Origin of the sequence: Colwellia psychrerythraea (assembly GCF_000764185.1) — a bacterium.
Lineage (GTDB): Bacteria > Pseudomonadota > Gammaproteobacteria > Enterobacterales > Alteromonadaceae > Colwellia > Colwellia psychrerythraea_B.
This window is the reverse complement of record NZ_JQEC01000044.1, coordinates 170,768-191,628: the sequence shown is the minus strand read 5'-3', so window position 1 is coordinate 191,628 and position 20,861 is coordinate 170,768. Positions and strand designations below refer to the sequence as shown.

General features: G+C 39.0%; 12 protein-coding genes. All 12 read left to right on the top strand.

Annotated features, from left to right (window positions below; all coding sequences use genetic code 11):
- Positions 1-417: 417 nt before the first annotated feature.
- The 12 genes from nirB to GAB14E_RS06875 all read left to right on the top strand — a co-directional run bounded on the left by nirB (position 418) and on the right by GAB14E_RS06875 (position 20,854).
- Positions 418-2,988 (top strand): nitrite reductase large subunit NirB, encoded by a 2,571-nt coding sequence (gene nirB / locus GAB14E_RS06820; RefSeq protein WP_052093865.1) that lies wholly within the window; start codon positions 418-420, stop codon positions 2,986-2,988.
- Between the two features lie 13 nt (positions 2,989-3,001).
- Positions 3,002-3,394 (top strand): nitrite reductase small subunit NirD, encoded by a 393-nt coding sequence (gene nirD, locus GAB14E_RS06825; protein ID WP_033083318.1) that lies wholly within the window; start codon positions 3,002-3,004, stop codon positions 3,392-3,394.
- Between the two features lie 36 nt (positions 3,395-3,430).
- Complete coding sequence (locus tag GAB14E_RS06830; RefSeq protein WP_033083317.1) at positions 3,431-6,166, top strand: nitrate reductase; 2,736 nt, start codon at positions 3,431-3,433, stop codon at positions 6,164-6,166.
- Between the two features lie 113 nt (positions 6,167-6,279).
- Positions 6,280-7,653: a bifunctional UDP-N-acetylglucosamine diphosphorylase/glucosamine-1-phosphate N-acetyltransferase GlmU gene (gene glmU, locus GAB14E_RS06835; protein ID WP_033083316.1), complete on the top strand. Its 1,374-nt coding sequence runs from the start codon at positions 6,280-6,282 to the stop codon at positions 7,651-7,653.
- 258 nt (positions 7,654-7,911) lie between these two features.
- Positions 7,912-8,676 carry a DeoR/GlpR family DNA-binding transcription regulator gene (locus GAB14E_RS06840; protein WP_033083315.1) on the top strand — a complete coding sequence of 255 codons (765 nt, stop codon included), beginning with the start codon at positions 7,912-7,914 and terminating at the stop codon, positions 8,674-8,676.
- 71 nt (positions 8,677-8,747) lie between these two features.
- Complete coding sequence (gene glmS, locus GAB14E_RS06845) at positions 8,748-10,580, top strand: glutamine--fructose-6-phosphate transaminase (isomerizing) (RefSeq protein ID WP_033083314.1); 1,833 nt, start codon at positions 8,748-8,750, stop codon at positions 10,578-10,580.
- 583 nt (positions 10,581-11,163) lie between these two features.
- Complete coding sequence (locus GAB14E_RS06850; protein ID WP_033083313.1) at positions 11,164-14,289, top strand: PKD domain-containing protein; 3,126 nt, start codon at positions 11,164-11,166, stop codon at positions 14,287-14,289.
- 312 nt (positions 14,290-14,601) lie between these two features.
- A complete protein-coding gene (locus GAB14E_RS06855; protein WP_156115757.1) occupies positions 14,602-14,838 on the top strand; it encodes a hypothetical protein in 237 nt (78 codons plus the stop codon).
- 491 nt (positions 14,839-15,329) lie between these two features.
- Entirely contained in the window at positions 15,330-17,603 is a 2,274-nt protein-coding gene (locus GAB14E_RS06860; protein WP_052093862.1) for a sulfatase-like hydrolase/transferase, read from the top strand.
- Between the two features lie 253 nt (positions 17,604-17,856).
- Positions 17,857-18,177, top strand: coding sequence for a hypothetical protein (locus GAB14E_RS06865; protein WP_033083311.1), 321 nt, complete (start codon positions 17,857-17,859; stop codon positions 18,175-18,177).
- A gap of 548 nt (positions 18,178-18,725) precedes the next feature.
- Positions 18,726-20,204: a molybdate ABC transporter ATP-binding protein ModF gene (modF, locus tag GAB14E_RS06870; RefSeq protein ID WP_052093861.1), complete on the top strand. Its 1,479-nt coding sequence runs from the start codon at positions 18,726-18,728 to the stop codon at positions 20,202-20,204.
- A gap of 185 nt (positions 20,205-20,389) precedes the next feature.
- The gene (locus GAB14E_RS06875; RefSeq protein WP_033083310.1) at positions 20,390-20,854 is read left to right on the top strand and encodes a hypothetical protein; all 465 of its coding nucleotides are present in this window, start codon (positions 20,390-20,392) and stop codon (positions 20,852-20,854) included.
- Positions 20,855-20,861 lie beyond the last annotated feature (7 nt).

The following is a 20,861-nucleotide window of genomic DNA, read 5'->3' as shown; positions in this document are numbered from 1 at the left end:
CCAAGAACCACTGTTGATAGAGCTATAGCTGAAAATCATTCGACGGATAAAGCAGAGTTAACAAATGTAAGCTCTATCTCCGTGATGTATTCGGCATAAGCTTAAAGTCAGAGCTAATAGCTGCCCAAGTTATAGCGGCTAAATATAGACCCGTACTGCTAACCCCCCATTATTTAAATTCCTTCAGTATTTGCACCTTGTCAGTGCCTACTAATCATCAGCTTAGTGCAGAACACTTAACTTATGAAATAATAATAACACTAAGTAGCTGTTATTTATGTAAATATCATTATGGCACTTAGCTTGCTCTACTCATGTCATGTTGAATAAAACCTTAGTGGCAAGCCAAGTCTTTACTAAAGCGTTTTATTTTATCCGCGCACTATTTATTTGTGCACTAAGAGTAGGACTGTCCTTATGAATTCAGATAAACAGCTGATGAGCAAAGCTAAAATTGTTGTGGTTGGTAATGGCATGGTTGGCCATCACTTTGTTGAGGAAATGGCTAAAAATTCAGATTATCAAATAACAGTTTTATCTGCTGAATCACGATTAGCATACGATCGTGTTTATTTATCTTCATACTTTTCAGGTAAAACTGCAGATGATCTCGCTCTGACAACACCTGAGCATTATGATGATTTAGGGGTACTTTTCAAAACCAATGCCAAAGTAACCAATATTGATAAGTCAGCTAAAGTAGTGACTACTGAAGGCGGTGATTCTTTTGAATATGACAAACTTATTTTAGCTACGGGTTCCTATCCATTTGTGCCACCTATTCCTGGTGGTGATGTTGAGCATAGCTTAGTTTACCGGACCATTGATGATTTAGAAGCGATTCAAGCCAGTGCTAACGTTAGTAAAGTTGGTGTTGTTATTGGTGGTGGTCTGCTTGGTTTAGAAGCAGCAAAAGCGGTAAAAGAACTTGGTTTAGAAACACATGTTGTTGAATTTGCGCCGCAGTTAATGGCGGTGCAAGTTGATGGCGGCGGTGGTCGTTTATTAAAAACAAAAATCGAAGAATTAGGTGTGCAAGTACATACCTCAAAAGCCACCAATGAAATTGTAGCGGGTGATAAACACCGTTATAAATTATGTTTCAGCGACGGTACCGAACTTGAAACTGATTTAATTTTATTCTCAGCGGGCATTCGCCCTTATGACAACCTTGCCCGTGAATTTGACCTTGAAATAGGCACACGGGGCGGTATTGTTATTGATAACCAATGTAAAACCTCAGACGCTGATATTTATGCAATTGGTGAGTGTGCGTTATGGAATAACTTTATCTATGGTTTAGTTGCACCAGGTTACAACATGGCTAAAGTTGCAGTTAAAGACATCTGTGGCGAAGCAGCTGAGTTTACCGGTGCTGATATGAGTACTAAATTAAAACTTATGGGTGTTGAAGTTGGCTCAATTGGTGATGCCCACGGTAAAACAGCAGGTGCATTAACTTATACTTATGAAAATCAGCCTGAAGGCGTTTATAAGAAAATAGTTGTATCGAGTGACAAAACAAAAATGTTAGGTGCGGTATTGATTGGTGATACTGCTGAGTATGACTCACTATTGCAATATATGCTTAATGCAATTGACTTACCAGAAGCGCCGGAAGGTTTAATTTTACCTATGGCGGGTGATAAACCAACTTTAGGTGTTGATGCCTTACCTGATACTGCCACTATTTGTTCATGTCATAACGTGACTAAAGGCGACATTATTGCCTCTATTGATGCTGGTGCTATGACAGTAAGCGATGTGAAAAGCTGTACTAAAGCGGGTTCTGGTTGTGGTGGGTGTGCAGCCTTAGTTAAAAGTGTTGCCGATAACGAGTTTGAAAAACGCGGTGTTGAAGTTAAAAAAGACATTTGTGAACATTTTGCTTATTCACGTAAAGAGCTGTTTGACATTGTCAGTGTTGAAAAAATCAAAACCTTTGATGAGCTACTTAGCTCACACGGTCGTGGTTTAGGTTGTGAAATTTGTAAGCCGGTTGCAGGTTCTGTGCTGGCCTCTGTATGGAATGATTACATTCTTAAAAAACCACATTTATCTCTTCAAGATACCAATGATACCTACCTAGGAAACATGCAAAAAGATGGTACTTATTCAGTAGTTCCGCGTATTGCTGGCGGCGAAATCACCCCTGATAAATTGATTGTCTTAGGTGAAGTTGCTAAGAAATATAATTTATATACCAAAATTACCGGTGGTGCGCGGGTTGATTTATTCGGCGCACGTGTTGAACAGTTACCACCCATTTGGAAAGAGTTAGTTGATGCCGGTTTTGAAACTGGCCACGCTTACGGTAAGTCATTACGTACGGTGAAATCCTGTGTTGGCTCTACTTGGTGTCGTTATGGCGTGCAAGATAGCATGACTATGGCCATCGATTTAGAGCACAGATACAAAGGTTTACGTGCCCCGCATAAGATTAAATTTGGTGTCTCAGGTTGTACTCGCGAATGTGCTGAAGCACAAGGCAAAGACATCGGTATTATTGCCACTGAAAACGGTTGGAATCTTTTTGTAGGCGGTAACGGCGGCATGAAACCACGTCACGGTGATTTATTTGCAACCGACTTAGATGATGAAACCTTAGTAAAATATGTTGATCGCATTTTAATGTTCTATGTACAAACGGGTGACAGATTACAACGTACTTCGGTATGGATGGATAACTTAGAAGGCGGTCTAGCATACTTACAAGACGTTATCATGAAAGACAGTTTAGGCATTAACGCTGTGCTCGAAGAGCAAATGACGGCAATTGTTGGTTCTTATCAATGTGAATGGAAAACAACCATTGAAGACCCTGAAGCATTAAAGCGTTTTAAGCCTTTTGTTAACTCCGACAAGGTTGATAGCAATATCCAGTTTGTTACCGAACGTGAGCAAATTCGTCCTGCACGTGGCCAAGAAAAAATTGCTGTAAAACTTATTGAGATGACAAAAGTTGAAGCCGAAGAAGTAGAAGCATAGGAGTAAAAACATTATGAGCTTATCAAAAGAAACTCAAGTAACAACTGACAAATCATGGCGCACCATTTGTAATGCAAGTGACTTGGTTAAAGATTCTGGTATCAGCGCACTATTGTTAAAAGATGGTAGTGAGGCAAATTCGGCGGGTGAAGATGAACAGATCGCCATCTTTCATATCCCTAACAGCGAAGAAAAAATATATGCCGTTGGTAACTACGATCCCATTGGTAAAGCTAATGTATTGTATCGTGGTCTTGTTGGCTGTATTGACGATGAACCGGTAGTTGCTTCGCCGTTATACAAGCAGCATTTCTCTTTAAAAACGGGCGATTGTTTGCAAGAAGAGCAAAGTATTGCCGTTTACGATATTCGGATTGAGAATGAACAAGTACAAGTTTTTTACTAACTTTTCATTCTATAAATATTGTTTCAGGAGTTTAGTATGAGCGAATTAATGTCTACATCATCGCTATCTTTACCTGTTAGTCAGACAGATGAACCATCACTTATCCAAAGTACTTGCGCTTATTGTGGTGTAGGTTGTGGCGTTGATATTGGTGTGGCTGATGGTAAAGCGACGTCATTAATAGGCTCAGCTGATCATCCGGCAAACTATGGTAGATTGTGCGTAAAAGGCAGTAATTTGCTTAATACAATCGACTTAACTAACCGTTTATTAGTGCCTGAAATAGCCGGTGAACAAGTTAGTTGGTCACAAGCTACTGATTACGTGGCGCAGCAATTTAACGATATTATTAAGAAGCACGGTAAAAATGCCGTGGCTTTTTATGTTTCGGGGCAGTTATTGACTGAAGACTATTATCTCGCTAATAAATTGATGAAGGGTTATATCGGATCAGGCAATATTGATACTAACTCTAGGCTTTGCATGTCGTCAGCCGTATCGGCTTATAAACGCGCTTTTGGCGAAGACGTAGTGCCTTGTACTTATCAAGATCTTGAGCAAACTGACTTGTTATTACTTACGGGTTCAAACGCCGCATGGACACATCCGGTATTATATCAACGTATTGAGCGTGCTAAAAAAATCAATCCGGCAATGAAAGTTGTGGTGATTGACCCAAGAAAAACAGCCACCTGCGAAATTGCAGATAGCTTAATTCAATTAAAGCCAGGTACTGATGCGGCGTTTTTTAATGGTTTATTAAATTATTTAAATGATCATGATGGTTTAGATACTGATTATATCACCAAGTTTACCGAAGGCTTTCAACAGACGCTTAAGGAAGCTAAATCGTGGTCAGTAGATGCTGTGGCAGAATATTGTCAAGTTAACAGCCAAGAGTTAGTTGTAGTTTATCAATTGTTTTGTCAGAGCAAAAAGGCTGTTACCTTTTATTCTATGGGCATTAATCAGTCTTCCTCTGGCGTTGATAAGTGCCAAAGTATTATCAACTGTCATTTAGCCAGTGGCAAAATGGCAAAAGTAGGCTGTGGACCATTCTCTATTACCGGGCAACCAAATGCTATGGGCGGTAGAGAAGTTGGTGGTTTAGCAAATCAACTTGCTGCTCATATGGATATTGATAACCCTCTGCACCAAGAAAAAGTACAACGCTTTTGGCAATCACCTACTATCGCAACTGAACAAGGCACAAAGGCGGTTGAAATGTTCGATAAAATCGCCACAGGTGAAATAAAAGCTGTATGGATAATGGCAACTAATCCGATGGTTAGTTTGCCTGATAGAGCAAAAATTGCCGCGGCAATGAAACAATGCCAGTTAGTGGTAGTGTCAGATTGTGTTGAAGAGAACGATACCTTGGCCTTTGCTGATGTGAAATTACCAGCAACACCTTGGTTAGAAAAAAATGGCACAGTGACCAATTCGGAGCGACGCATATCTCGTCAACGCAATGCTGCTATGCCGGCAGGGCTAGCCAAACATGATTGGCAGATTATTCGTGATGTTGCCCAAGCAATGGACTTTGATGGCTTCGATTTCGAGGATGTTAGCGATGTTTTTAAAGAATATAGCCAATTAACTAGTTTTGAAAACAACGGTGAACGTTTACTTGATTTAAGCGGCTTAAGTCAGTTAACGGCACAACAATACCAACAACTAGCGCCAATTCAATGGCCTGTTAATAATGAATTTCCACAAGGTTGTGCTCGCGTTTATGCGGATGGAAAGTTCAATACAGATTCGAGCAAAGCACAATTTTACCCTGTGACGCCACAGTTGCCGATTCAACGAACTGATGCAGAATATCCGTTTGTATTAAATAGTGGTCGCATGCGTGATCAGTGGCACACTATGACTCGTACCGGAAAAGCCAGCAAACTTTCGGCGCACACTGACAAACCTTATCTTTATTTACACCCTAGTGATGCAAATAAATTGTCGGTACAAGATGACGATATGCTTAGCATTACAGCAAGTACAGGGCAGGCGATTACCCATGTAAAAGTTGATAATAAGCAGCGTGCAGGTGAATGCTTTATGCCAATACATTGGAATAAAAGTTTTGCTTCACACGGTAATGTTAGTGCCTTATATCAAGGTGTAGTTGACCCAATTTCAGGGCAAGCTGAGTGTAAGCAGGGCGCAGTTCAACTGACTAAAAAATCCTTTAAGCAGTATGTCAGCGTTCACCGCCTCACTAGTGAAAGTGAAGTAAACGAACTCAAGGCTTCAGCAGATTTCTGGTTAAAAAATACCACGGCTTACGGCGAGGCTTATCAAGCCGCCTTTGATGAACCTATTGTTGATGTTATGTTTTGGTGTCAACAAACGAGTGGGCTATCAGGGGAGTGGTTAACCTTTCAACAAGACCAACAATCTTATATCGTTTGTTTACAGGCAGGTAAGCTTTGTTATTTAGCTTATTCTTCAAATGCCTGGCCTAAAATAGAACCATCATGGCTTGAGCATGTATTTAGTGTATCAAGCTTAGAGTTTGCCACAGTACAATCACTGTTACTCGGTATTGCTAGTGAAGAGTTTAATCAAGGTAAACAAGTATGTAGTTGTTTTGCTGTCGGTGAGAAAACGATTAATCAAGCCATAACACAAGGTTGTACTAGTGTTGAAAAACTGGGCGAAAAACTACAATGTGGTACTAAATGTGGATCATGTAAGCCGGAGTTAGCCAGCTTAATTAATCAATATAAAACAGCTCCGATTGCCGTAATAACAGATCTAGCGGTAGGTTAAAAAGCGACTATAAAAAGGTAAAGAGCAACTATATTAAGCAAGTGCACTAGCAAAGTATGTTAAAACTTGGTTACAATACGCGCTCTTAAAAATGCTCAATGAATGGATTTATCATGTCACTTTCTGTCGTTATTCTTGCCGCGGGTAAAGGTACCCGTATGCGCTCTTCTTTACCAAAAGTACTGCACAGCATTGCTGACAAACCTATGGTTGCACATGTTATCGATAGTGCACGCCAGTTAGGCGCGAGTAATATTTATGTGGTTTATGGCTTTGGTGGTGAAGTATTGCAGCAGCGTATCACTGGCGATGATTTAACATTTGTTGAGCAAGTAGAGCAACTTGGTACCGGTCATGCAGTTGATCAAGCTTCACCATTTTTAACCGATGATGAAGATGTATTAGTACTTTATGGTGATGTGCCTTTAACCAAAGTATCTACCTTAGAAAGTTTATTAGCGGCAAAACCTAGCGATGGCATGGCGCTATTAACTGTACATTTAGCTAACCCTATGGGTTATGGCCGCATTGTCCGTGAAGAAATTGCTGGTCAGCAACAAGTTGTTGGCATTATCGAACAAAAAGATGCCAGCCCAGAGCAGTTAACAATTAATGAAGCAAATACCGGAATTTTATTAGCTAACGGTGGCGATTTAAAACGTTGGTTAAGCAATTTATCAAGCGATAACGCCCAAGGGGAATATTACCTTACCGATATCATTGCTTCAGCTCACGGTGAAGGTAAAACGATTAATACCGCTCATCCTGAAACTGAAATTGAAGTCGAAGGTGCTAATAACCGCGTACAACTAGCTACCCTAGAGCGTGCTTACCAAGCTCGCATAGCAGAAGAGCTAATGATAGCTGGTGCTAGTTTACGTGACCCTGCTCGTATTGATGTGCGTGGTAAGTTAACTACCGGCACTGAAGTTAGCATTGATGTTAACTGTATTTTTGAAGGTGAAGTAACCATAGCTGATAACGTACTTGTTGGTGCTAACTGTATTATTAAAAATAGTACTATTGGCGAAAACGTTGAAATTAAGCCAAATAGCATCATTGAAGATGCAGTTATCGAGGCTGATTGTTCGGTGGGACCCTTCGCCCGCATTCGTCCTGGTTCAGTAATGAAGCAAAACTCTCATATTGGCAATTTTGTAGAAATGAAAAATACTACTTTAGGTGAAGGCACTAAAGCGGGTCACTTATCGTATTTAGGTAATGCTGAAATTGGCCGTAAGGTAAATGTTGGTGCAGGCACAATTACTTGTAACTACGATGGTGTAAATAAATCAACGACAACCATTGGTGATAATGCTTTTATTGGCTCAAACAGCTCTCTGGTTGCTCCGGTAACTATTGGCGACTCGGCAACCATTGGTGCTGGCTCAGTAATAACTAAAGAAGTGGCGCAAAGTGATTTAGCACTTGGACGCGCTAAGCAGCGCAATCTCAGCGGCTGGCAACGACCAACGAAGAAAAGTTAATTCGTAGTTACTTTGCTTAGTTAACCTGAGCTCAGAATAATGAGCAAATGTTGCTTATCCAAAGTTCAGCTTAGCTAACAATATTTTAAAAAGCGCTATTTTTATAGCGCTTTTTTTGTGCCTTTCTTTGATCTAATAACAACTAAAAAATTGCATTATCTTTCGGTATGAAACATAATACGCCCAATAGCGAAACTAAGTTCCGCGATTCGAAACTTTTCGAAACAAAATTAATCATATAAGTTAAACATAAATCCTATGTCGAAACGAAATACTCAACAACGTCGTCATAATATAATTGCCGACTTAAATGCTCAGGGCGAAGTAAGCGTAGATAGCTTAGCCAAGCAATTTGATACCTCTGAAGTCACTATCAGAAAAGATCTTGCCGCACTAGAAAACAGTGGCTTGTTATTAAGACGTTATGGTGGCGCGGTGGCCTTGCCAAGTGAAATTACTGAAGTAAAGGCCGAACAACTGTCTCAGCAAAAGTTAAGGATTGCCAAACAAGCCGCAATGCTTATTCGTGATCATAACCGTATCATTATCGATAGCGGTCAAACCACCTCTGCTTTAGTCAGTGAACTAGCCCATAAAAAAGGTCTAGTGGTAATGACTAATGCGCTGAGTATTGCTAACGAAATTCATGCATTGGAAAACGAGCCAACATTATTGATGACCGGTGGCACTTGGGATGCAAACTCTGAAGCTTTTCAGGGACAAGTTGCCGAACAAGTTTTACGCTCATATGATTTTGACCAATTGTTCATCGGTGCAGATGGCATTGATATTAAGCGTGGTACTACTACCTTTAATGAATTAATCGGCTTAAGCCGGGTTATGGCTGAAGTGGCTCGCGAAGTTATCGTAATGGTTGAATCAGCAAAAATAACCAAAAAAATACCAAATTTAGAACTAAACTGGCAGCAAATTCATACAGTGATCACCGATGATGGTCTCTCTGAAGAAATGCGCACAGCCTTAACAGAGCAAGGCGTAAAGTTAATTATCGCCAAAGGCTAACTTAAATAAACTATTCAAGTTAGTTAAGCTCAAACAATTAAATACGTAAAAATTAAAAAGGAATCAATATTATGTGTGGCATAGTCGGCGCAGTCGCCCAACGAGATGTAGCAGATATTTTAGTAGAAGGTTTAAAGCGATTAGAGTATCGCGGTTATGATTCTGCAGGTGTTGCAGTAATCAATAAAAAGAACGAACTATTAAGTACTAAACGTTTAGGTAAAGTACAAGAACTTGACCAAGCACTAACAGAAGCCCCTTTAGCTGGTGGCACAGGTATAGCACACACACGCTGGGCTACACATGGCGCACCAAGCGAAGTGAACGCTCACCCACATATATCAAGCAATACTATCGCGGTAGTACATAATGGTATTATTGAAAACCATCAAGCCTTGCGTAGCCAGCTACAAGGTTTAGGTTATGAGTTTTTATCACAAACAGATACTGAAGTTATTACTCACTTAGTTCATCATGAATTAAAAACCAGTGATAGTTTATTATCAGCAGTACAAAAAACCGTTAAACAACTTGAAGGTGCTTACGGCACAGTTGTTATGGATAGTCGCGATCAAGACAACCTTATTGTTGCTCGCTCAGGCAGCCCATTAGTTATCGGTTACGGTTTAGGCGAAAACTTCATTGCTTCAGATATTATGGCGTTATTACCAGTAACTCGTAAATTTTCATACCTTGAAGAAGGTGATGTAGCACAAATTAGTCGTTTTGATGTCAATATTTTTGATATTGATGGTAAGCCAGTTATACGTGAAGCTAAAGAAGTAAGTGTATCGCACGACAGTGGTGATAAAGGTGAATACCGTCACTACATGTTAAAAGAAACTTATGAACAACCTACTGCTATTCGTAACTCATTAGAAGGTCGCTTAGTCGCAGGCAAGTTAGATATCAATACTTTTGGTGACGGCGCTGATGAGATATTTAAAAATGTAGAACATGTACAAATTATTGCCTGTGGTACTAGTTATCATTCGGGCATGGTAGCAAGATACTGGTTAGAAGAACTGGCCGGTGTTTCATGTAATATTGAAATTGCTAGTGAATTTAGATACCGCAAATCATTTGTTCCGAAAAATTCATTATTAGTGACTATTTCACAATCAGGTGAAACAGCGGATACCTTAGCGGCATTGCGTTTAGCAAAAGAAATAGGTTATCAATCAAGTTTAGTTATTTGTAACGTGCCTGGCTCATCATTAGTGCGTGAATCAGACCTAGCCTTTATGACTAAAGCTGGCGCTGAAATTGGCGTAGCATCAACCAAAGCGTTTACCACTCAGCTTGTTGGTTTACTGATGATGACTATGGCTATTGGCAAACATCACGGTATGTCTGCTGATAAACAAGCAGAAATTACCCAATCATTAATGTCATTACCAGCAAAGCTTGATGAAGTATTAGCACTTGCGTCTTCAATTGAAGACTTAGCAGAAGATTTTGCTGATAAAAACCATGCCTTATTTTTAGGTCGTGGCGATCAGTACCCAATCGCAATGGAAGGTGCATTGAAGCTGAAAGAAATTTCATATATTCATGCTGAAGCTTATGCTGCCGGTGAACTTAAACATGGTCCATTAGCGTTAATTGATGCTGAAATGCCAGTTATTGTCGTAGCGCCAAAAAATGATTTAATCGAAAAACTTAAATCAAACGTTGAAGAAGTACGTGCTCGTGGTGGTTTGATGTATGTCTTCGCTGATAGCGATGCTAACTTCTCAAGTGATGACACGTGTAAAGTAATCAATGTGCCTGTGTGTGATGGCATCATTGCGCCAATCGTCTATACCTTGCCATTACAGTTACTTTCTTACTACGTAGCAATAATCAAAGGTACTGATGTTGACCAACCACGTAACTTGGCTAAATCGGTTACTGTGGAATAAGACACTCACAATGATGTGGTGACCGGTTAGTTTCTTTATTGTAGAAACTAACTAAAGTACAAATAAAAACGACTTACTCTTTGAGTAGTCGTTTTTTTATATCTTATTATTTTTAATAAGCTTTCCTACAAAGAAGCTGAGCTGCTAATCCCTCTGAAAAGTGCTGGACAAAATATACGAGAGTTTCTAGGTAACATTCAATTACAATTGTTGATATAATGAGCATCGGATTTTCTGAGACGCTATAACTGCAAAGGTATAATGGCTGCCTGATGGCAATGCTATTTTTACTTTCAAAGCTCAGAAAATAACGAATACAAACTATTAAATCAATGTAGTAGCTAATACCTTGGAAGCTTGAAAAAGTAAAGTTCTGAGTTATTTTGTTATTGAGTATGGATCGCTCTAGGTAAATAATTGGCGAGTTAATCCATACAAAATGAAGTTTGTATTATAAAACTCCCTCTGTATATATCCCTTTTTGGTTATTTTGACATTTGTCTTCGTTTACTCGTGTTTGCTAATTTTCCTGAAAATAATATATTGATCATTTTCAGGCTAAATCAAGAGATAGGATTTTAAAATGAAAAGATGTTCAACTCAGCTATTAATCATGCTATTTATCACTCAGCTTGTAGCTTGTGGTGGTGGCGATGATGAAGCTCCAACGGTGACCCCTGTTAATCTCGCGCCAATTGTCAATGCAGGCAGTGAGCAAACGGTTATTGAAGAAGAAATAGTTTCTCTAACTGGCAGCGGAAATGATACCGATGGCACCATATCAAGTTATAGCTGGATACAAACAAAGGGATCCCCTGTAATAATTTCAGGTGCAGATACCGCGACAGCTTCATTTGCTGCACCCACTGCGCTTGAGCAAGTAACCCTTACTTTTCAATTAACGGTTACTGATAATGAAGGCGTAACTGCAACTGATATTATAACTATCACGGTAGAGCCTGTTAACGCTGCACCAACTGCAAATGCGGGTAGTGATCAAATTGTTAATGAAGAGACAAGTGTTGCCTTAACGGGTAGCGGGACTGACTCTGATGGAGTAATTTCAAGTTATAGCTGGAAACAAACTGAGGGAGACTCTGTAACAATTACTGATGCAGATATGGCGACAGCTTCATTTAATACAGCCACTGCACTTGAGCAAGTAATCCTTACTTTCCAATTGACGGTCACTGATAGTGATGGCGCTAGTGCAACGGACATTATCGATATCACGGTAGAGCCTGTTAACGCAGCACCTACTGTCAATGCTGGCAGTGATCAAACGGTTAATGAAGTGACAACTGTTTCTTTAACTGGTAACGGCACAGATGCTGATGGCACAATCGAAAGTTATAGTTGGACACAAACTGATGGCAACACTGTAACTATTATCGGTGCAGATACTGCTGCCGCATCGTTTGATGCACCAAGTACCCTTGAGCCATTAACCCTTACTTTTCAATTAACGGTTACCGATAATGAAGGTGAAATCGCTACAGATTCTGCCGTTATTACTGTTAACCATGCTGATTACTTAGTTGCTGTAGTATTCCCTAAAGTGACTTCGCTAACTGACAATGACTCGATAATCATTAGAGGCACCCAAGGCCAAGATGTAGCAAATCTAACTGTTAACGGTACTGCTGTTGATATAACTACCTACCAAACTGAAGGCTTCTGGATTGCCAAACTACCTTTAGTTATGGGTGAAAATGCTTTTAACGTTCAGTACTCAGCGGGTAATGAGACTAAAACTCTTGATGTTATCAATATTAAACGAGTAGGTATTGCTGTAGCAGGTACAAGACAAATTACTAAAAATAGCAGCGATGGCAGTTATTATATTTATGACGATGGCACTAAGAGTATTTTGCATCGCACAGCTGATGGCAAAAACACCACGGCGATTTATCAATTTAGAATTGAAGATTTTCCCAATGATGTTGAGTTTCGTGATGAATTAAAAGAAGAGCCACCTGAAGGTATGGTGCTTTCACAAGATGGTAGCTTATTGTATTACTGGAACGACTTTGAATATAACTTTAGACTGATGTCAATTACGCTTGCAACAGGTGCCTTAACTGAATTATATGGCCCTGAATCAGCGGGATACGTAGATTATGATATTGAAGATGATATCAATATGCACCTTGATACTACCCGAGGCTCAGCGGGACAAATATTATTACCTCGTAAAAAGCAAAATGAACCACCCCTTTTCTATGATATTGCCCTGAATAGTATAATTGCAATGGATTTGCCCGATTTACAAACTTTTACAGGCGAAAGCGCTGCTTACTACCGCTTAGTCGATTATAAAGATGCCAATACACTGATTTTATTAATTTCCAAAGACAAACGGGGTGGTGTGACTCATACTGCGGAAGTTGATTTAAATAGTTGTGATGTAGCACCTTGTGAATTTAGCAATTTATTAGCCGTGCAGATCCTCAATGATGGTTGTCAGGCCGTTGCAGAATCTACTGAAAAATATGGCTATCACCAAGTTAGTCATAGCATTGTGTATTATGATTCCCCGAAACTCTGTGTACTTGATATTGCCAATCAATCGGTTATCGATCTCGAGCCAAAGCTTAATGCATTAGGTGAAGTTTCAAATAGGATAAGTGATTTTACCGTACTCGATAATGAGCTTATTATTGACTCTGGCAGTGAAGCAAATCTTCAGCAATTACATTATCAGCTCGCAGCTAATTTTCCAGCGGTTAATATATCAGCAGAATTTAAAGGTCCAGACTTAATCATAGGGGATGCCACAATATCGCCTTCAACGCCAAGAGAAGTGGTTATTAACTCAGATGATAATTTGCTTTATTGGTTAGATAGATACAATTCAGTTGTGAGCCAAGCTCAAGTCCATAGCTTCGATCTAACAACTGAAATTTGGACAACTTTGGGCAGTTATCCATCAAGCTCTTTTGAAATAGCAGCCTTTAACGAAGCTAGTCGCTCACTGTTTGTCTATAACGATACCAGTAGCTCGGATGATGAAGTGTTAGAAATTGATGTTGATACCGGTGACTACACGGTACTTATCGGTGCAACTGAGAAGGCAACGGTTGCCTATCCTAACTTCAATGTTGATTCCATTGCACTGGATGAAGCTAATCAGATTCTTTATCTAGCCAGACAAGTTGATTACGGTGATGTACCAGCCAATTTTGGTCGTTTTAGCCTATTAGCTTGGGATATTGAGAAAAAAGTATTAACCGATGTATCGCCGATTGTTGATATTACACTGCCAGAAAATGTTGCGCAGAATAACTTTTATGCCAATTACGATATGACATTTGATCCAGTAAATAAACGAGTTATCTTTTATGGCACCTCGTATACATTGTGGGCTGTTGATGTAACTACTGGAGCTCGAAGTGTTTTTTCTGCACAAGATGTACAAGGTGGTCCTGATATTAGCAATACTAGAGGGCATGTGATTGATACTGCTAATAATCGATTACTGGCATCGTCCCAAGATCACGAATCGGTTTTTGCTTATGATTTAGATACGGGTGAACGTACTTTTGTCAGCCCCAAAAGCATTGCAATGGGCATTAATCTGCAGCAACCTATAGGTATTGATTTATTTAAAGAGGATCAAGTATCTGTTGTTACTGATGAAAGAATCGACGCACTTTATATGGTTGATAATCTCACTGGACACCGGGTGATGATTCAAAATCAATTGTAATAAAATCGGGTTGTTTAACTTATAAATTAAAAGGTTATATTTTATTCGTTATTTTAATTTATTGTTTATATGAGTTAAACCTAGCCAGGAATAGCAAAGTACAAATAAAAAAGCAGCCTCAATTTTGAGGCTGCTTTTGTGTTTATATACGTCAACAAGCTGAATAAGCTTAGCTACTTATTAAATGTAGAGGAGCAAGGCTCTTTTCTTCGTGATCAATTATTCTGTCAGATTATAATTTATCCATTTACTTATCCCAGTAAACACCATATATTCACGCTCACGAAACGGAATTAATATATGGATATTATTATGGATAATACAAACTTAGAAAGACGACACTCATCACCTTGTAAATCTGCTCTATTGAATCAGCTAACAATTCCGCAGCAGTTCGCATCAGGCATTTTAAATACTTTTGGCTATAATCTCGCCTATATTAGAGATGGCCATACAAATCCTCTGGCTATTTTACTATGTGACAGTAAAGTTGCTGTGATTGATGTTGACGGTGATATAAATACAGAATCTAATATTTTGATTCGATAAATGAAATAAAGGGCACCCATAGTTCACTGTTGAACTTATGTCTGCCCTATCCCCAGTTTTACCTCCGATAATTCGCCACCTTGGCACCATAGCTATAACTAATAATGTATTTGATTTTTATCATCCAAGCCGATTATTCAATGAGTCACCCCTATCCAAACGGTATTATTTAGACGTTCAGCCTAAAGCGTTATACACAGTTCAACATTCTTCTTACGCCTATGCGATACCCGATTAATAACGTTGGTAATAAGCTCATGCTTAAAAGCACAAAACGAAAATGAAATATTACTTTATTAAAAACAATAGCTTTGATATTTTAAGCTTGAGCAGGTTGGTGATATTTAGAAAGCACTCGTGCAGTATAAATACTTGAATACATCGTTGAAGTTTACTCTAAGAAGTAGTTAGTAAATTCCAAAAGCTACCTGGTCAAACTTAAATTGGCTACACACTTAAAATAAGCAGTAATAATAATTAAGGAAAATTATATGACTGAGCAAACTCAATCTAAAACTAAAACTAAAACTAAAACGACGCAACCAAATGTCCTAATGATCATCGTCGATCAGTTGCGCTTTCAACCCGAATACGGAGATAATGAGGGATTTGTCAAAGCACTTAAAAACGTTTTAAATTTTAAAGTGGTTGATGATTATACGCACAACAATATAGATTACGATAAACTCTTCCCTGGTTTCAGTAAATTACGCAAAAACTCGGTGATTTTCAATCAACACCGAATCGCTTCATCTGCCTGTGTAGCTAGCCGCTCTGCTATATTTACTGGTCAATACGGAACCATAACAGGTGTTACCCAAACCGATGGTATCTTTAAAGACGGTGCAGACGCCAGCTTCCCTTGGCTTAAAGAGACAGAGCACCCCACGATAGGAGATTGGATGATTGATAGTGGCTACAGTACCCACTATTTTGGTAAATGGCATATTAGTGGGGAGGATACCAAAGACTTAGAGGGCTTTGGCTTTTCTGACTGGGATCTAACTCGTCCTGATCCACATGGTTCATTAAAAAACAACCTAGGATATTACCGAGACTATCAGTTCAGAGATTTAACCACTACGTTCCTTCGTCGTCAGGGGTTGGGTTATCCTTATAGTGTTAATACCGCTGATGCGAATGTCTATAATGTCAACTCCAACTCTGATGTATCGGCTAAAGTGCCCAGTCCTTGGTTTACGGTATCTTCCTTTGCCAACCCCCATGATATAGCCTGTTATCCAGGTTTACCCAGCCTAGTTTGTGATCAAGTGGTCGAGGTAGTTAATGGACCGATAATGCTTAAAGTGCCTCACCGCCACACAGTAGCTTCGACACCAACTTTTGGCACGATGAAGATAAAACTCAATCAAGGCTATAAAGACGGTAGCAATAAAACCGTAGCTTTTCCACAAGACAATGCGGCATTGCCACCGGAGGAATTGAACAATGGATTGAGTCAAAACAACAAGCCCTCTTGCCAACAAGAATATGCCTATAAAATGGGTCTAGCTCTTGGTTCTTTGACAGGTTTGGCGGTCGCTGAAGCCAAACTTCGTAACGATCCTGATTATGTTTTGGCCAAGGCTGCTGAAATTACTGCCGATGCAAATTTAACCGGTATCCCCTTTGAATTAACTAGCGGTGACGATACGAGTAAGGATGATGCCAAACTCGCCTTTTTACAATACTATGGATACCTTATCTACGAAGTAGATAAACACATTGATGCAGTACTTACTGCTTTGGAAGAATCCGGTCAGGATGAAAATACTATTGTCATCTTTTGTGCCGATCATGGCGAATATGGTGCATCCCACGGTGGTATGATGGAAAAGTGGCATTCCGCTTATGAAGAGGTGGTGCATGTGCCTATGGTTGTACGCTTACCGGAGCAAATGAGAGATTCTAAAGAGGGAACATGGGAAATCAATGAACTTACCAGTCATATTGATTTGTTACCCACTATTCTGGGTCTCACCAAGCCGAATGATGATGTTTCTCTGAAAGATTATATGCAATCTTTACAGGATTCATTACCTAGTTCAGTTAGAGGGCATTCGGAGATACTTCATCCTGTAGGAGCGGATCTTAGTGGGCTAATAAAGGCCGTTATTCAAGAGACTTCACCATTACCTAAAATAAAAACATTCAATCATATCAGGTCTCGAGATGGCATATTATTTATGACCTACGATACCATCACAGAGCCGCTTGAAGAGGGAGGACCCAGAGAAGATGTACCGACCACTGAAGTTTCTACCTTTGATGTATATATGAAAGCGGTAGATAATTTAATTGCCGCTGGAAAGTTTGACGATGTGCCTATGACTCGCGGAGTTATTAAAGGCCCTAACCAAGTTCACTGTGTGGTAAGTAAGGACAATGATGAGAGAACGTGGAAATTTGTACGTTATCTGCACATAACTTTTGATTCTGTTAATGGCAGCACTACCTTTACTCCTCACAGTAAGAATAATGAATATGAACTCTATGAGCTCATCTCTGACCCTACGGAACAAGTTAACTTGCTGAAGGTCGATTGCGGTGTCTCGTACCAAGAATCTTTTTCATTACGGGATGTCATTGTAAATTCCGATTCGGAGTTTACTGATCGGCAAATTTTAGCGAAAGCTAACGAAATGGTTGAGCTATTGACCGAATTGGAAACCGATATGCTGCAAAATAATAAAACATTTAAGAAGAGAGTAGACAGGAGTAAAAAACAAGAACATGTAAGGTCTAAAACTCCTACTATGGTTTAGTTAGACTTAAACGGGGTTGTTACAAGCTATAACAAAAGGATTGAAAATTTACTTTTCTCACTTAAATTTTTTATTAAACGAGCAGCCCCACATGTAAATTGATTTTTTGAAATTAAAAGGTATTTAATTGATAAAAATCAATGGAATAACTAACTTTTAAATAGGTTTTTTATTATCGAAAGCCTATTTCTAAATTTGAAATGCTGATATAGTCAGCAACTCTTCGTTCACAACTTATACAAAGGAAGTAAAAATGAGTGCAAGAATTTTTGACAGTGGTAATAATGAGGTTGGTTTTTTTGCCGATTCAGGTAGAGTTTTTGACAGTGGCAATAATGAGATTGGGTTCGGTGCTACTTCAGGTAGAGTTTTTGACAGTGGTAATAATGAAATTGGGTTCGCGGCAGAATCTGGTCGAATTTTCGATGCTGGTAACAACGAAATAGGATTCGCGGCTGAATCAGGTCGGGTTTTTGATAGTGGCAACAATGAAGTTGGATTTATCACCGAAGGTCTTAGTATTGTATATAAAGGCTGTGCAGCTCGGTTATTACTGCTGAAAAGTATGTATTAAAGGCTGTTCCACTCGGTTATTATTACTACTGACGTAATACCTAAATAATAGTCCATTACATTGTGCTTTTTAATGGGCTTATTAATATCATCTCACACCCTATCCAAATAATAACCCTGATTATTTGTACCCTTGTACTCCTACAAGCCAGAGCAAACCAAACAATTAACAATGGATGAAGTGTTTATCCGTTAATACAAACTCTAAAAAGCTACCTTGGCGCCAATAGCTATAACTAACCTGAATTCTGGATAAGCAGCATTTTCTCAATATTCCTCTTTATCCAATTATCAGCGTTAAAACGTCGATAAATAACCCGTTATTCATAAACGTTTTGCCTTGATAATCGACTAAATTGAAACATTGATAGCGTATATCGCTATTTAATTCGGTAAAATTTATTGTTAATAACCCTAAGTTGTTGTTTTTATTTATACATCAAGCACTCATTACCCAGAGTTCAGGTTAACTAATAATAATTTATTTGTAGCTTTTGAATTAGTTGCATTTGTATAATCAATCTACCAGACCTTATTTTATTCTATCTCATGCAGTCACCCATATTATCTATTGAGCAATTACATTTTCAACTATCTAATAAATCACCGTTATCAATTGACGAATTATCCTTAAAACAAGGTGAGTCACTGCTTGTTCTTGGCGATAACGCCAGCGGTAAATCGGTGTTAGCGCAAATATTGGCGGGGGACATAACGGGTTATCAAGGTAGCGTGGTTTTAACTGGAAAATTCACTACCTTAAGTTTTGAATTAGAAGCTGAAACCTTAGCGCAAGATCGCTTGAATGACCGCAGTGATTTTATGGAAGAAGGCGTAGATAATGGCCGAACAGCGCTAGAAATAATTATTGATGATAATGCTTTCTTAGCAGAGGATTTAGACGAAATAATAGCACTGTTAGCTATTGAAAAGTTACTAGAGAAACCTTTCAAAATTTTATCTACTGGTGAAACTCGAAAAGTATTAATGGCACGCGCTTTAATGCTGAAACCGCAAGTAATGTTACTAGACGAACCTTATGCAGGTTTAGATATTGGCTCACAGGCACATTTAAGTAATGTTCTTAATTCACTGGTAGCGCGCGGTATTAGCATTATTTTATTTGATTTTTATCATCAAACCCTACCGAGCAGTATTGAAAATTTAGTGTACATGAAAAGTGGTAAAATAGTACTTTCGGGAAAGCGCAGCGAAATTATCGCCACAGAGCAGTGGCAGCAACTCAATGAAAACCATTATAGTTTGCCGCACCATTTACCTGATTGTTTACAATACGATCATCTTGAAAAAAACACGCCGTTGGTAGCGGTTAACAATGTATCGGTAAGCTTTGATCAAAAACCAATATTCAACGCAGTTAACTGGCAGTTTGAGCAAGGCCAACATTGGCGAATTATTGGACCGAATGGCTGTGGTAAATCAACACTATTAGCGATGATTTCTGGCGATAGCCCAAAAGCTTATGGGAAAGATATTCATTTATTTGGCGTAAAGCGTGGCAGTGGTGAATCTATTTGGGATATCAAGCGTCATTACGGTTTAGTAAGCGCACAATTACATCGTGATTACCGTGTATCAACCACGTTAATCAAAGTGGTACTTTCAGGTTTTTACGATAGCATAGGTTTATATGATAACCCCAGCCGACAACAAGTAATTATTGCTCGGCAATGGTTAGTTTTATTAGGGCTAGAACAACATGAAAATACTTATTTTAATCAACTTTCATATGGCGAGCAGCGCTTGGTCTTAATTGCACGCGCTGTGGTTAAGTTGCCGATGATTTTGATTTTAGATGAACCTTGCCAAGGCTTAGACAATCATAACCGTGATAAAGTTTTAGCGTTAATGGACTATATTGCCGAAAACAGTAAAACCCAGCTGTTATTTGTCAGTCACGATATAAGAGATCAGCTTAAGTGCATCACCCATGAACTCGAGTTTGTGACAGAAAAGAGTGCTGGTGAAAATCCTTTAGGTTACACCACTAAAATAACTAAAAAGTAACGAGTCCTATTGAAACAACTCAGTGCTAATACGCATGAGTTGCTTAAACGGAAAAATAACAGTTGGCCATCGCTTCGAGATTGTAGCCAACCATTATTCTACTTAACAAGGCGTTGATAGTCAGTGTTCCCCACAATTAGTGGGCACCTTCTATAATTAGATTATGTCTAACATTGAGGTGATACATGAACAAACATGGGGAAATTTCATTTTCATGGGTGAATGATGTTTTCACTCTAGAAGTTAAGAGAGCTTTCAACGAAGAAGCTCTTGAATATTATATTCCTTTAATTCAAAAGTCTGTTTCAAATAGGTCGGTTCAAGACTGGAAGCGACTTGAAGTGTGGGATGATGAAGTTCTCGGCTCTCCGACTACCGCCGCTTTAACTAAATTATTGTGGGAATGGTACGACAAAAACGGATGTGTTTTAACTGGTATAGTTGTTTCTAATAGCGTTCAAGCTCAAGGCATTCAAAATATCCTTAAAAGTAAAGCTAAGGTGTTTATTAATATTGGTAAAGCACAGAGTTGGCTTGAAAGACATAATAGGCAAATTAATCAGGACAAAGAACAGTTGTTTTTTTCTCCTGCGTTGCTTATTTTAACCAACTATTACTTGCCTATTACTTGGGCGTTAGCAATCACTTAGGAACTGA